The sequence below is a fragment of the Klebsiella sp. H-Nf2 genome, from assembly GCF_002806645.1.
GTDB classification, from domain to species: Bacteria; Pseudomonadota; Gammaproteobacteria; order Enterobacterales; family Enterobacteriaceae; genus Klebsiella; species Klebsiella variicola.
The window spans coordinates 93,971-107,411 of the sequence record NZ_PIBL01000014.1 but is presented as its reverse complement, the minus strand read 5'-3'; the positions used below and the strand labels follow the sequence as shown (position 1 = coordinate 107,411).

Sequence of the window (13,441 nt, the reverse complement as noted above, 5' to 3'; positions counted from 1 at the left end):
CCGGGGTGAGGGCAATAGAGCGCACCCTATCCCCGCTGCCCGGCGCCTTAGCCCGATGCGCCGTTGTTTTGTCGGGTGGCGCTTCGCTTACCCGACCTACGGTCCGTGCGGCCTGCCGTTAATTTATTCACCAGTCTTGCTGAAACTGCCGGTGTTGCGGCCTCAACATCGCTGAGACGTTCCCGGCAGGCCGGGGCAGCCCGCATGGATGCGGGCTGAGGGCCGTGTTTTGCACGGACGCTGCCCCGGCCCGACCCGAAGCCTGCAGGGATAAGTCGAAGGCACCACGCAGTGGCGATGTTGCTGGCCGGAGCCCGGGGGTACAGGGGGCGGCGGCGACTGGCCGCCCCCTGTGCGCTCCCTGCGCCATGAGTGACATAACGCAGACGATTAACCGGGAGCGCAATGTGCGCTGAAGCCACAGATAACATAAGGGGCTCCCCGGCGGTGCTTTCCCTCACCCTGGCCCTCTCCCAGAGGGAGAGGGAACTGTCCAGCTGGCGTTTAGGCCCGGCAAGCGTACTGCCAGGTAACGTTATCCGTTGCTACTCCCCTACTTCGCCAGGCTGGCAAAGCGAGCAAAGACCGCATCAAAAATCGCCAGCCCTTGCGCCACCTGCTCAGCAGTAATGGTGCACGGCGGCACCACGTGAATGCGGTTCTCCACCACAAAGGCCAACAGCCCGGCCTCGGTTAAGGCCCCTTTGATCGCGGCCATGTCGGCGGCGGTCAGCGGCGTTTTTTGTTCACGGCTGCTCACCAGCTCCAGCGCCTGGAACAGGCCGCGACCACGCACCTCGCCGATAATGGCGTGCTTCTCCGCCAGCGCCTCGAGACCGGGGCGCAGCACCTCGTTGCCGATATAGGCCGCGTTCTCAACCACCTTCTCCTCTTTCATCGCGTCGATGGTGGCGACAATCGCCGCCATCGCCAGCGGATGGCCGGAGTAGGTCAGCCCCCCGGCAAAAAAGTGGTCGTCAAAATAGCGGGCAATCGGTTCGCTAATCAGTACCCCGCCCGCCGGCACGTAGCCCGCGTTAACCCCTTTGGCAAAGGTCACCAGATCCGGCACCACGCCATCCTGTTCGAAGGCGAACCAGCTGCCGGTACGGCCAAAGCCGGCCATCACCTCATCGAGGATCAGCACGATGCCAAACTCGTCGGCCAGGGCGCGCACACCCTGCATATAGCCTGCCGGCGGCACGAGGATCCCGGCGGTGCCGGGGATGGACTCCAGCAGGATCGCCGCGATGGCCGTCGGCCCCTCGCATTCAATGATCCGCCGCAGATGCGCCAGCGCGCGCTGGCACTCCTCTTCCTCAGTCGCGGCGTTGAACTCGCTGCGGTAAAGGTAGGGGTTGAAGAAGTGAACATGGCCGCGGGAGAACTCATTCGGCACCCGGCGCCAGTCGCCGGTAGCGGCGATCGCGCTGCCGGTGTTGCCATGGTAGGAACGATAGGCCGACAGCACCTTGTCGCGCCCGGTATAGAGCCGCGCCATGCGAATCGCGTTCTCATTGGCATCCGCCCCGGCGTTGGTGAAGAACACCTTGCTGAAGCCCGCCGGCGCCAGGTCGACGATGCGCTTCGCTGCTTCGCCGCGGGCAAGGTTGGCGGTGGCGGGCGCGATGGTGACCAGGGTCTCCAGCTGCGCCTTCATGGCCGCCAGTACCCGGGGGTGCTGATAACCAATGTTGACGTTCACCAGCTGGCTGCTGAAATCGAGCCAGGTATTCCCCTCGTAATCCCATAGCTCGCAGCCTTGCGCCCCGGCAATCACCAGCGGATGGAGATTGCCCTGCATCGACCATGAATGAAACACATAAGCGCGATCCAGCTGCCGAACTTCATCATTGCTTACCGCGACCTCGTTCTGTAGTGCCAGCTTCATACCCTGCCCTCTCTCATGTCGTTGTGATTGGCTTCATCATTGGCCGCGGCAGCGCAAAACGGATAGAGCCAGTGCGTGAAAAACGATGTGACACGGTGTCACATCCGCATCCGCCGTCTGGCCCTGTGCCTTGCCGTCCGGCGTTTTTATAGTGGAGGGACAACCGCACAGGAGAATGACATGGCAACGAGCAACGTAGTGTTTATCACCGGGGCGACCTCGGGTTTTGGCGAAGCGGCAGCGCAGGTGTTTGCCGACGCGGGCTGGTCGCTGGTGCTGAGCGGGCGCCGCTATCCGCGACTGAAGGCCTTGCAGGACAGACTCGCCGCTCAGGTGCCGGTGCATATTATTGAGCTTGACGTTCGTGACAGCGAGGCGGTGGCTGCCGCCGTGGCGTCGCTCCCCGCCCCCTTCGCCGATGTCACCACCCTGATCAACAACGCCGGGCTGGCGCTGTCGCCGCTGCCGGCGCAGGAGGTGGCGCTGGAGGACTGGAAAACGATGATCGACACCAACGTCACCGGTCTGGTGACGATGACCCACGCCCTGCTGCCGACGCTGATCCGCCATGGCGCCGGGGCGAGTATTATCAATATCGGCTCGATTGCCGGACAGTGGCCCTATCCCGGCAGCCATGTGTATGGCGCCAGCAAGGCGTTTGTGAAGCAGTTCAGCTATAACCTGCGCTGCGATCTGCTTGGCACCGGCGTGCGGGTCACCGATCTGGCGCCGGGGATTGCCGAGACCGAATTTACCCTGGTGCGTACCAAAGGCGACCAGGCGGCATCGGATAAGCTCTATCGCGGCACCACGCCGCTGAGCGCGCGCGATATCGCCGAGCAGATGTTTTATATCGCCACGTTACCGGCGCATATGAACATTAACCGGGTGGAGGTGATGCCGGTCCGTCAGGCGTGGCAGCCGTTCGCCATTGACCGGGATTAGGCGGGCGCGTGGTTTTTCCCCTGCCGGCGATACCGGCAGGGGATGCAAGCCGGACTAACGGCTGCTTTGCAGAAACTGCCTGACGCGTTCGGAGTCAGGCTGAGTGAAGAACTTCTCCGGCGGCGCCTTCTCAATCAGCAGCCCCTTCTCCAGAAACACCACCTCGTTGGACACCTGGCGGGCAAAATCCATCTCGTGCGTCACCACCACCATAGTGTAGCCCTCGGCGGCGAGGGCTTTCATTACCCCCAACACCTCATTAACCAGCTCCGGATCCAGCGCCGACGTCGGTTCATCGAAGAGAATAACTTCGGGCGACATCGCCAGTGAACGAGCGATCGCCACCCGCTGCTTCTGCCCGCCGGAGAGGGTGATCGGGTAAACATCGGCTTTGTGCGCCATGCCAACCTTCTCCAGTTGCTGCATGGCAATGGCCTTCGCCTCGTCTCGTTTCATGCCCTTAACGTGCAGCAGCGCCTCGCTGACGTTTTGCTGAACGGTCAGATGCGGCCACAGGTTAAAACTCTGAAAGACCATCCCCACCCGCTCGCGGATTTTGGCCAGCTGGCGGTGCGACATCGCCCGGCCGCGCTGCTCATCAATCCCCAGTCGCTGACCGCCGATATGAATTTCACCGCGGTCCGGCTGTTCCAGCCAGTTCATACAGCGCAGCAGTGTGGATTTTCCCGACCCGGACGAGCCGAGAATACTCACCACGGTCCCCTTCTCCACCGTCAGGTTAATATCCCGCAGGACTTCCACATTATCGAACTGTTTGGAGACGTTTTTGACGCTTACGGCAATAGACTCAGGCATGGCTCATTCCTCTTTTGGCTCCCCAGGCGGTCAGGCGCTTAATCAGCAGCTCCAGCAGAATGCTGATCGCCCAGTAAAGCCCAATGGCGACGATAAAGGCGTTAAACGGAATAAAATAGGTCGCCTGGACGCTGTTGGCGGCGGCGGTGATCTCCTGAACGGTAATAATGCTCAGGAAAGCGGTGTCCTTCAGGCAAATAATCAGCTGATTGCCGATCAGCGGTAAGGCGGAAGAGATGATATTGGGTAAAATAATCCGCCGAAAAATGGCATAGCGCGAAAAGCCCTGAGCAATCGCCGCTTCAATATATCCGCCGGAAAATACCCGCCGCTGGCTGCGCAATATTTCAAAAAAATAGGCGCCATGATAAATAATCAGGGCCAGTAAACCGGCGGTCCACGGCTCCATGCTAATACCGAGCTGCGGCAGCCCGTAATACAGAAGATAAGCGAGGATCAAAAAAGGGATCGCACGCATCAGGCTGACGAAAGCAATAATAATCCGGTTAATCACTTTCTTTTGATATTCGCTAAAATAACACAGCGCAATACCGATAATCAGCGCCGCCAGGGCGGCGGTAATAAACAGTTCGAGGGTCGCGAATAACCCGGCAATAAAGCTATCGCGAACCGACCAGATAACGCCCCACTGATTCATAATGCCTCCCGTTCCTAGCGCGCCAGACGCCTGGCTTTACGTTCCGCGATACCCTGCAGCTTCAACAAACAGCCGATGATCACCACATACAGCAGGCCGGCGGCGAGGATCGGCGACAGCGGCTCGTAGGTGACCGAGGAGATACGGTTGGTGACCCGGGTGAGATCCACCACGCCAATCACGGCGATGGCCGGGCTACCTTTGATCAAAAAGGACATCTCATTGACCAGCGCCGGCAGGCTCTCGATCCACATCTGCGGCAGCATGATGTAGCGGAAGTAGGTCCAGCGGCGCATTCCCACCGACTCCGCCGCCTCCCGCTGTTCGCGCGGAAAGGTGCGGAAAGCGTTGCGCCAGATCTCAGCGTTAAACGCCGAGGTGTTAAGCGTCAGCGCCACAATCGCGGCCACGTTCTTGTCGAGGTTAATGCCCATCGTGGGCAGCGAAAGAAACAGAAACAGCACCAGCGTCACCAGCGGCGTCGCGCGGGCCAGACTGATATAGACCACCAGCAGCTGGTCGATCACCGGCAGGCGCAGCATCCGCACCAGGGCGATCAGCAGGCCCGCCACCACCCCGAAGGCGATAGCGATGGCCGAAATCCAGAGGGTCGTCCATGCGCCTTCGATTAATAACTGCCAGGAAATTGCATCCATGAGGCCCTCCTTCTCAGCAACAGGCGGCGGTCGCCCGCCGCGGAATATTACAGTCCGGCGAGTTTGTGAAACTGTTCCGGGCTGGTGATCGCCTCGGTCGGCAGGTTGTCATAGGTTTCGCCAAACCATTTTTTCTGCAGCTCGGCGAGCTTGCCGGTCTCCTTCATGTGGTTCATAAACTTGGTCATATAGGCCAGCAGCTGCGGCGAATTTTTCGGGATCGGCCACGCCATATACCCCGGTCCGGAGACGGCCAGCCCTTTGGCGAAGACCTTCGGTTTGGCTTTCGCCAGGTCGTTTACCGAGATCACCACGTTAATCACGTAATCCAGTCGCTTATTCGCCAGGTCGGCGTAGGCTTCCGGATAGGAGGGATACTCCACCACCGGTCCCAGCTTGCCGCCGGTCTTCTCCAGCATCGCCTTCAGCTCCGGCAAACGCGCCAGCAGCGCGCTCCCGGCCTGTAACCCCACTTTTTTGCCGCTGAGATCGGCTATCGTATTTAACGAAGTATCGCCAGCGCGTTTGACGAAATAGTGCTGCGCGGAGGCCCACGGTGGGGTGAAATCAAAAACCTTCAGCCGCTCATCGGTAATCACCGCCCCGGTTAAGGCCATATCGTATTGCCCGGTGGAGACGGCCGCTAATAATCCGGTCCACGGTAATATGCTCTGGTCGACATGGAATTTGGCGTACTTACGTAATTCCTCAAGCATATCTTTGTTAAAGCCATCGGCCTGGCCATTATTCATAAAGTTAAACGGCGCATAATCATCTTCCGTCGCCACTTTCAGGGTGCCGGATTTTTCTATTTCCGGAAGATCGGCCGCGACGGCGTGATAAGAAAAAGCGACCGTTAATACAGCGCTCAGACACATTGATGCCAATGATTTTTTCATTATTTTCACCCCTGATGGATTGGCCAGACGGGTTCATTCCAGAACGCGAAAAGGTTTCTGCAAAATAGTGGCCGGAGACGTTCCGGTCCACGGCGGCTGAATACGTTTTTAATGTGGGAGCGTTTTTCAATTCCGTATAGAGCCAGATGGGCTACATCGCTGTGTCAGATGGCGGCAGGGTGGTATGGAATTTGCTGAGTGTAACGGGTGGTCGCTATGCGTTATTGCCAGAGGAGCTCCGTATGATCCGTCACCTGTTACACGTTGATTTTCAGCCTGGCCGCGGTTTGCAGGAGCAGGTGCGAGAGACGCTGGTGAATGCCATTCTCAGCGGGATCTTCGCCGCCGACACCCCGCTGCCCTCCTGTCGCCAGCTGGCCAGCCAGCTTCGCGTCTCGCGCAACACCACCGCGCTGGTGTTTGAAAGTCTGGTCAACGAGGGCTACCTGATTAGCCGCCCACGAAGCGGTTACTACCTGCATCCCGACTATCATGAAGCTTCACCTGCCGCCGTCGAGAGTGCACCGCAGCGCGAAGCCGCTGCACCACGCTGGGGCGACCGGCTGCAGATGACCCCCAGCCAGCAGGAGTCGATCCTCAAACCGGCGGGCTGGATGCACTACCGCTACCCGTTTATCTACGGCCAGCCCGATACCCGGCAGTTCCCGCTGGCCACCTGGCGCTCGGCGGCGAACTGGCTGCACGGCGGAGTGCGCGACCCGGCATGGGTCATCGACCATATTGACCAGGATGTGCCGATGCTGATCGAGCAGATCCGTACCCGGGTGCTGCCCAAGCGCGGCATTGTCGCCGCGCCGGATGAAATTCTCATCACCCTTGGCTCGCAAAATGCGCTCTACCTGCTGACCCGACTGCTGCTCTCTTCCACCACCCGCATTGGCGTCGAAAACCCCTGCTTTCGCGAAGCCATCAACACCTTTCTGCTCGCCGACGCCGAGGTGGTGCCGCACCCGGTGGATGAAGAGGGGATCGTGCTTAATGAGCGTTCCTGCGATTACTACTATGTCACTCCAGGTCATCAGGTGCCCACCGGAGTGACCATGAGCAGTGCGCGGCGTCGCCAGCTGCTGGAGCATGCCGCCCGCCATGACGCGATCATTATTGAAGATGATTATGACTCGGAGAGTAACTTTACCCTCAACCCGCTGCCGGCGCTGAAGGCCAGCGATCGCAGCGGCCGGGTGGTGTATGTCAGCAGCCTGTCAAAAGCGCTGTCGCCGGGGCTGCGGCTGGGGTTTATGGTCGCCGACCCGGACCTGATCGACGAGGCGCGCGCCCTGCGCCGGCTGGTCTATCGCCATCCGCCGACCAACATTCAGTACCAGATGGCCCACTTCCTTGCCCAGGGCCATTATGAAACCCATCTGCGGCGCTACCACTACGACTCCGCCCAGCGCTGGGAGCGCCTACATGCCGCCCTGCAGCGCTATCTGCCGTCGTGTCGCGCGCTGGCGGGGAGCGAACATGCTAACGCCTTCTGGCTGCAGACCCCGGCGCAGATCAACACCCAGCAGCTCACCTGGCGCGCCGCCCACGCCGGCGTGCTGATTGAGCCCGGGGCGCGCCATTTTCTCAGCGCCGCGCCGCCGGATAACTATTTTCGCATGGGATTCCACGCCATTAACCCTGACGCCATCGCCCAGGGGGTGGAAGTCCTGCGCGGCCAGCTGGAGCAGATGGGTTAGCGGTATTGTTCATACTCAACGGCGTCGCGCACGCTGAGCAGCGCCGGGCGCAGGCTGTCGAAAGGCACCGATCCGAGCGCGATGCGCAGCGCCTGCGGGATCGTGGCGGAGACGCAGAACGGCTCGGCGGTCGACACCGAAATACGGCGTTCCATCAGCGCATTCGCCAGTCGATCGGCCCGGCTCTCTTCACCCAGAGGCAGCCAGACGAAGTACGAATCGGGATGAGTCACGACGGGAAGCCCACAAAGCACCTCGCGGGCCACCTGCTGCCGCTGTCGCGCATCCTGTCGTTTCTGCGTTTCAAAGCGTGCCACCGTGCCATCTTCAATCCAGGCGCAGATCAGCGAACTTATCAGCGTCGGCGTATTCCACGTCGTGGCCCGGATGGCGCGCTCGATCTCCGGGCGATAGCGCGGCGGAGAAATCACCACGCCCACGCGCAGCCCGGTGGCGATATTTTTTGAAAATCCGGTGACATACACCGTTCTTTCCGGCGCATAGCTGACCACCGGCGGCGGCGGATGGCTCACCAGCCGGGCGTAGGCGGCATCTTCAATAATCAGCAGATCGTGCTGGCGCGCGAGATCGGCCAGCGCCTGCCGCTGCCCGGTGTTGAGCACCCAGCCCAGCGGATTGTGCAGCGTCGGCATGGTATACACCGCCCGCACCCGCCGCTGCTGGCACAGCGTATGAAGCGCCTGCAGGTCCGGTCCCTCCGGCCGACAGGGGATCGCCGCCAGCTCCAGATGATACAGCGCCGCCAGAACCTTGAAGCCCGAATAGGTCAGCGCATCCACCGCCACCACATCGCCCGGACGTAACAGCCCCATGACGGTCACTGCCAGCCCGTGCTGTGCGCCGTTGACGATCAGGACATTTTCCGCGTCCGGCGCAAAGTGCTGGCAGCTCAAATGGCGGGCGATAATTTCGCGCTCGGCGAGCCGTCCGGCATGAGGCTGATAGCGCAGATGCGAGTCAATATCGCCCGCCATCGCCAGCTGCCTGAGCGCCTCGCGCAGCGCATCGCCCTGCTCCGGCAGCGAAGGGTAGTTGAAATTGAGATCCACGACATCGGCGGCCACCACCTGCTGATCGACCCCATGCCCCGGCGGCAGCGAGAGGTCGCGCACGAAGGTGCCGCGGCCGGTTTCGCCGCTGACCAACCCCATCTCTTCCAGTTCACGGTAGACGCGCGTGGCGGTGGCCAGCGAGATGCGCTCCCCGGCGGCAAGGGTACGGTGCGTCGGCAGACGGGTGCCTGCGGGCAGCTGCCCGCTGCGGATCGCCTGGGCATATTGGTCGACAACGGCTTTATATCGGGCTTTCATCGTGAAATGTATCTATGACAATAATTTGATTGTATTAGATTGAGCACATTACCATCGCCACAGACGATGCTCAAGCGGGCACAGCACATCTGATAACGCGAGGTTAACGTGGTAGATTCAACAATGGATAAATCGGTGCCCGGTCCCTGGTCCGGATGGCTTCATGGTTTACTGGGGGTGATTATTTTTAGCGGTTCGCTGCCCGCGACGCGGCTGGCGGTGCAGGATATGGATCCGTTCTTATTGACCTTTCTGCGCGCCTCCATCGCCGGGCTGCTTGCCGTCGCGCTGCTGGTCGGCTTTCGCCAGAAACGCCCGCGCCTGGCGCAGCTTGTGCCCTTGATCATCGTCTCATCAGGGGTGGTGATCGGCTTTCCCCTGCTCACGGCGCTGGCCCTGCAGCACATTACCTCGGCGCATTCAATTGTGTTCATTGGCCTGCTGCCGCTGATGACCGCCCTCTTCGGCGTACTGCGCGGCGGCGAACGCCCGCGGCGGGCTTTCTGGATCTTTTCGCTGCTGGGCAGCCTGCTGGTGGTGGGATTCGCCCTGACGCAAAGTGCGGCGGCCTCACTCAGCGGCGATCTGCTGATGCTGGCGGCGGTTATCGCCTGCGGCCTCGGCTATGCGGAAGGGGCAAAGCTGACGCGGGAGCTCGGCGGCTGGCAGGTGATCTGCTGGGCGCTGGTGATAGCCCTGCCGTTGATGCTCCCCGCCTCGCTGATGGTTCAGCCCGCGTCCTGGCATGCCATATCGGCCTCCTCCTGGGCGGCGCTCGGCTATGTGTCGCTGTTCAGCATGCTGATCGGTTTCATCTTCTGGTACAAAGGGCTGGCCGCGGGCGGGATCGCCGCCGTCGGCCAGCTCCAGCTATTGCAGCCATTCTTCGGGCTTGGCCTGTCGGCGGCGCTGTTGCACGAAACCGTCAGCCCCTTGATGCTGGCGGTTACGCTGGGCGTGGTGCTGTGCGTGGTGGGCTCGCGCAAATTTGGCCGCCAGCGGGTTGTCACAGGGAGCGGGAGCCGTGATTGACCGCCCCGTCATCCGCCGTCCCGGGTCGCGGCGGCGTAACCGCCTTACCCGGGCGACAGCATGATAAACGGCTGGAGGACACGTCGCCGGGGAGGACGACCGTCTACACCGGCCGCGCGTACTGAAGCATCACCTGCAACAGCACGTTGGCGCCGGCGGCGACGTGCTCCGGCGAGGCATACTCAATTTCGTTATGGCTGATCCCGTCCTTGCAGGGGATAAAAATCATCCCGGTGGGCGCCAGATAGCTCATATACACTGCGTCATGCCCGGCGCCGGAGACGATCGGCCGCGCCGGATAGCCCAGCCGCTGCGCGGCATCGGCAATGGCCTGCCGGCATTCGGCATCGAACGGCGCCGCCGGATAGTGGCTTACCTGCTTCAGGGCCACCTGCAGACCGCTTTCCCGCTCAACCTCCGCGATAAAGGCCCGCAGCTGGCGATCCATCTCGTCCACCAGCGCATCGCTGAGATTGCGCATATCAATGGAGAAGGTGACCTCCCCGGGCACCACGTTGCGGCTGTTGGGCCACACCTGCACGCTACCGACGGTGCCGCGTCCCTCTTCGCTGCGCCCGGAAATGGCCACCACTTCCTGCATAATGCGCGTCGCCACCTGCAGGGCATCCTGACGCAGGCGCATCGGCGTAGGCCCGGCGTGCGAGGCCTGGCCGGTCACCACGCAGTCGTACCAGCGGATCCCCAGCACGCCCTGCACGATACCGATGGTTTTCGCTTCATCTTCGAGAATCGGCCCCTGCTCAATGTGCGCCTCAAAATAGGCGCCGATGGGATGCTCCCCTGGGATCTGCTCACCGATATAGCCGATCTGCGCCAGCGCCTCGCCGACGCTGACGCCCTCTTTATCCGTGACGGCCCACGTCTCTTCCAGCGGGAAGACGCCGGCAAAGACCCCGGAGCCCATCATCACCGGCACAAAGCGCGACCCCTCTTCGTTGGTCCAGAACACCACCTCAATCGGCGCGTCGGTGTCAATCTGCAGATCGTTGAGCGTGCGCACCACCTCCAGTGCCGCCAGCACGCCGTAGTTGCCGTCAAATTTGCCGCCGGTGGGCTGGGTGTCAATATGGCTGCCGGAGACGATGGGCGGCAGGCTGGGGTTGCGGCCTTCCCGGCGCATAAACACATTGCCGATTTTATCGATGGTGACGCTCATCCCGGCCTCCCGCGCCCAGCCTATTACCTTGTCCCGACCCTGACGGTCGAGGTCGGTGAGGGTCAGACGGCGGCAGCCGCCCTTCGGCGTGGCGCCGATCTGCGCGAGATCCATTAACGACGCCCACAGGCGGTCGCCATTGATGCGCCAGCCGGTGGTGTCGGTCGCGGGGGTAAAAAGTACATCACTGCTCATGGTGGTCTCCTGACATCAAGGTCGCCGCCAGCGTAACCGGCGGTGGGAATGCGCTATCAACGCCTGGTCTTCATCCTGTATGGTTTTTTGCCGCCGATCAGACGGCCAGGGCCTGGGCGTTAGCGTCAATCGCCAGCTCGCGCCAGCGGTGGCAACTCACCGCGTGGCGTTCCGCGACGGATTCCGTCGGCGGCAGACTCTGCTCACAGACCGGGCGACGGTGCGGGCAGCGCTCGGCAAAAGCGCAGCCGGGCGGCAAGCGCGCCAGATCCGGCGGCGCGCCGGGAATGCAGTGCAGGGCATCACCTTTCTTAAGCCCCTCTTTCGGCCGACTGCCCAGCAGCACCTGAGTATAAGGATGACGCGGGTGGCGCAGGATCTCGCTCATCGACGCTTCCTCGACGATCCGCCCGGCGTACATCACCGCCACCCGGTCGGCGATCTCCACCGCGGCGCCGATATCGTGGGTCACAAACACGATCGACAGCCCACGCTGCTTTTGCTGCTCGCGCAGCAGGATCAGGATCTGGATTTGCACCGTGGCGTCGAGGGCGGTGGTCGGCTCATCCGCCAGCAGCAGCTGCGGGTTACAGGAGAGCGCAAGGGCGATCATCGCCCGCTGGCGCATCCCGCCGGACATCTCGTGCGGGTAAGCATCCAGCCGCCGCTCGGGGCTGGGAATGCGCACCTGGCGCAGGGCCTCCAGCGCCCTATCCCGGGCCGCCTGGCGCGACAGCCCTTCATGGCGGCGCAGCCCTTCAATAATCTGTTGCCCGACGGTGTAGACCGGATCGAAGGCCAGCAGCGGCTCCTGAAAAATCATCGCGCAGCGTCCGCCGCGGTAACGCCGCAGCTGGCTGGCGCTCATCGTCAGCACCTCGTCGTCCCCCACCTGCAGGGTGCCGGAGAGCTCACTGCTCCCCGGCGGGTGCAGGCGCATCAGCGCCCGCAGGGTCACGCTCTTGCCGGAACCCGACTCGCCAATCAGCGCCATCACCTCCCCCTTTTGTACGTCAAAGGAGACCCCGTTGACCGCGTTGATGGTCTGTCCGTCGCGGCGAAAGACGACCCGCAGGTCGCGCACATGGACAAAGGCGTTATCCGACATGGCTGACCTCCTTAAGGGGAATGCTTTGATGCCATGGCGAGGCCGGCTGCGCCATCAGGCAGGCGCTCTGGTGCCCCTCCCCGACCGCCTCCAGCCGCGGTTTTACCTCGGCGCAGACCGCCTTCGCATGCGGGCAGCGGGTGTGAAAGCGGCAGCCGCTCGGCGGCGCGATGGGGCTGGGGGGATCGCCGCTCAGCGGTGAGGTCAGGGTGCGGTTTTCCGGGTCCATGGAGGGCATCGAGCTTAACAGCGCCCGGGTATAGGGGTGGGCGGAGGCGGTAAACAGCTGCTCCGCCGGGCCAATCTCCACCACTTCGCCAAGGTACATGACGAGGATCCGATCCGACAGCCAGCGCACCACGTGCAGATCGTGGCTGATGAACACGTAGGTCAGCTCGAGGGTGCGTTTCAGCTCCTGCAGCAGCTGCAGCACCTGGGCCTCCACCGATTTATCCAGCGCTGACACCGCCTCATCGAGGATCACCAGTCGCGGCTTCATCGCCAGCGCGCGGGCGATATTCACCCGCTGCCGCTGGCCGCCGGAGAGCGCATGCGGGTAGCGGTCGGCAAAGCGCGCCGGTTCAAGGCCAACGTGCGCCAGCAGATAGCGGGCATATTCGCTGGCCTCTCTGGCGCTGACGCCGTGGACGCGCTGGCCGAAGGCGATGCTCTCCTCCATGGTCAGGCGCGGATTGAGCGAAGCATAGCTATCCTGAAAGACCATCTGCACCTGGCGACGGTAGGCTTTCAGCGGCAGACGCGACGAGCCGACCCCCTGTCCGTCGAAGATCAGTTCGCCGCTGTCCTGGGTGAGCAACTGCATCAGCAGCCGGGCGGTGGTCGATTTGCCGCAGCCCGACTCGCCGACCACCCCCAGGGTTTCGCCTTTCATCACCGTGAAGCTGATATCGTCCACCGCCTGCACCACCTCCCGGCCTTTGCCGCCGCGAAAGTACTTCAGCAGGTGATTAACCTTCAGCAGCGGCTGCGCCGGCCCGCCAAGGTCGATATTGATAAAGGGTTGCAT

General features: G+C 62.2%; 12 protein-coding genes. 3 read left to right on the top strand and 9 right to left on the bottom strand.

Annotated elements, in window-relative coordinates; translation table 11 throughout:
• Window positions 1–553: 553 nt before the first annotated feature.
• The gene (locus tag CWM58_RS24385; protein ID WP_008805555.1) at window positions 554–1,891 is read right to left on the bottom strand and encodes an aspartate aminotransferase family protein; all 1,338 of its coding nucleotides are present in this window, start codon (window positions 1,889–1,891) and stop codon (window positions 554–556) included.
• Between the two features lie 180 nt (window positions 1,892–2,071).
• Here CWM58_RS24385 and CWM58_RS24380 point away from each other — a divergent pair, with 180 nt between their 5' ends.
• Entirely contained in the window at window positions 2,072–2,836 is a 765-nt protein-coding gene (locus CWM58_RS24380; RefSeq protein WP_008805554.1) for an SDR family NAD(P)-dependent oxidoreductase, read from the top strand.
• Between the two features lie 54 nt (window positions 2,837–2,890).
• Here the strand turns inward: CWM58_RS24380 and CWM58_RS24375 are convergent, their stop codons facing one another.
• Genes CWM58_RS24375 through CWM58_RS24360 form a run of 4 tightly spaced genes read right to left on the bottom strand, consistent with a single transcriptional unit; the run spans window position 2,891 to window position 5,865 of the window.
• Window positions 2,891–3,652 (bottom strand): amino acid ABC transporter ATP-binding protein, encoded by a 762-nt coding sequence (locus CWM58_RS24375; protein ID WP_008805553.1) that lies wholly within the window; start codon window positions 3,650–3,652, stop codon window positions 2,891–2,893.
• Window positions 3,645–4,310, bottom strand: a complete 666-nt coding sequence (locus tag CWM58_RS24370) for an amino acid ABC transporter permease (RefSeq protein WP_100681997.1) — start codon at window positions 4,308–4,310, stop codon at window positions 3,645–3,647. Before CWM58_RS24370 ends, CWM58_RS24375 begins: the two co-directional genes overlap by 8 nt.
• Before the next feature lie 14 nt (window positions 4,311–4,324).
• Window positions 4,325–4,966, bottom strand: a complete 642-nt coding sequence (locus CWM58_RS24365) for an amino acid ABC transporter permease (RefSeq protein WP_004142522.1) — start codon at window positions 4,964–4,966, stop codon at window positions 4,325–4,327.
• Between the two features lie 47 nt (window positions 4,967–5,013).
• Window positions 5,014–5,865, bottom strand: coding sequence for a transporter substrate-binding domain-containing protein (locus CWM58_RS24360; RefSeq protein WP_002893184.1), 852 nt, complete (start codon window positions 5,863–5,865; stop codon window positions 5,014–5,016).
• A 242-nt stretch (window positions 5,866–6,107) separates the two neighbouring features.
• Between CWM58_RS24360 and CWM58_RS24355 the strand changes: the two genes are divergently transcribed.
• The gene (locus CWM58_RS24355) at window positions 6,108–7,571 is read left to right on the top strand and encodes a PLP-dependent aminotransferase family protein (RefSeq protein WP_100681996.1); all 1,464 of its coding nucleotides are present in this window, start codon (window positions 6,108–6,110) and stop codon (window positions 7,569–7,571) included.
• Here the strand turns inward: CWM58_RS24355 and CWM58_RS24350 are convergent.
• Window positions 7,568–8,902 (bottom strand): PLP-dependent aminotransferase family protein, encoded by a 1,335-nt coding sequence (locus CWM58_RS24350; RefSeq protein ID WP_100681995.1) that lies wholly within the window; start codon window positions 8,900–8,902, stop codon window positions 7,568–7,570. The two genes, CWM58_RS24355 and CWM58_RS24350, sit on opposite strands and share 4 nt — an antisense overlap.
• 123 nt (window positions 8,903–9,025) lie before the next feature.
• Between CWM58_RS24350 and CWM58_RS24345 the strand changes: the two genes are divergently transcribed.
• Window positions 9,026–9,934, top strand: coding sequence for a DMT family transporter (locus CWM58_RS24345; protein ID WP_100681994.1), 909 nt, complete (start codon window positions 9,026–9,028; stop codon window positions 9,932–9,934).
• Between the two features lie 103 nt (window positions 9,935–10,037).
• On the opposite strand, the gene CWM58_RS24340 is transcribed toward CWM58_RS24345, so the two are convergent.
• The 3 genes from CWM58_RS24340 to CWM58_RS24330 form a co-directional block, all read right to left on the bottom strand.
• Window positions 10,038–11,306 carry a Zn-dependent hydrolase gene (locus tag CWM58_RS24340; protein ID WP_100681993.1) on the bottom strand — a complete coding sequence of 423 codons (1,269 nt, stop codon included), beginning with the start codon at window positions 11,304–11,306 and terminating at the stop codon, window positions 10,038–10,040.
• 97 nt (window positions 11,307–11,403) lie between these two features.
• On the bottom strand, window positions 11,404–12,414 hold the full coding sequence (locus tag CWM58_RS24335; protein ID WP_008805548.1) for an ABC transporter ATP-binding protein: 1,011 nt from the start codon (window positions 12,412–12,414) through the stop codon (window positions 11,404–11,406).
• On the bottom strand, window positions 12,404–13,441 hold the full coding sequence (locus tag CWM58_RS24330; RefSeq protein WP_004223507.1) for an ABC transporter ATP-binding protein: 1,038 nt from the start codon (window positions 13,439–13,441) through the stop codon (window positions 12,404–12,406). Before CWM58_RS24330 ends, CWM58_RS24335 begins: the two co-directional genes overlap by 11 nt.

What these genes read in the sequence shown, in the direction of transcription:
- CWM58_RS24360 (WP_002893184.1), bottom strand. Translation starts at nt 5,865, where the DNA reads ATGAAAAAATCATTGGCATCAATGTGTCTGAGCGCTGTATTAACGGTC.
- CWM58_RS24385 (WP_008805555.1), bottom strand. Translation starts at nt 1,891, where the DNA reads ATGAAGCTGGCACTACAGAACGAGGTCGCGGTAAGCAATGATGAAGTT.
- CWM58_RS24340 (WP_100681993.1), bottom strand. Translation starts at nt 11,306, where the DNA reads ATGAGCAGTGATGTACTTTTTACCCCCGCGACCGACACCACCGGCTGG.
- CWM58_RS24350 (WP_100681995.1), bottom strand. Translation starts at nt 8,902, where the DNA reads ATGAAAGCCCGATATAAAGCCGTTGTCGACCAATATGCCCAGGCGATC.
- CWM58_RS24380 (WP_008805554.1), top strand. Translation starts at nt 2,072, where the DNA reads ATGGCAACGAGCAACGTAGTGTTTATCACCGGGGCGACCTCGGGTTTT.
- CWM58_RS24365 (WP_004142522.1), bottom strand. Translation starts at nt 4,966, where the DNA reads ATGGATGCAATTTCCTGGCAGTTATTAATCGAAGGCGCATGGACGACC.
- CWM58_RS24355 (WP_100681996.1), top strand. Translation starts at nt 6,108, where the DNA reads ATGATCCGTCACCTGTTACACGTTGATTTTCAGCCTGGCCGCGGTTTG.
- CWM58_RS24375 (WP_008805553.1), bottom strand. Translation starts at nt 3,652, where the DNA reads ATGCCTGAGTCTATTGCCGTAAGCGTCAAAAACGTCTCCAAACAGTTC.
- CWM58_RS24345 (WP_100681994.1), top strand. Translation starts at nt 9,026, where the DNA reads ATGGATAAATCGGTGCCCGGTCCCTGGTCCGGATGGCTTCATGGTTTA.
- CWM58_RS24330 (WP_004223507.1), bottom strand. Translation starts at nt 13,441, where the DNA reads ATGCAACCCTTTATCAATATCGACCTTGGCGGGCCGGCGCAGCCGCTG.
- CWM58_RS24335 (WP_008805548.1), bottom strand. Translation starts at nt 12,414, where the DNA reads ATGTCGGATAACGCCTTTGTCCATGTGCGCGACCTGCGGGTCGTCTTT.
- CWM58_RS24370 (WP_100681997.1), bottom strand. Translation starts at nt 4,310, where the DNA reads ATGAATCAGTGGGGCGTTATCTGGTCGGTTCGCGATAGCTTTATTGCC.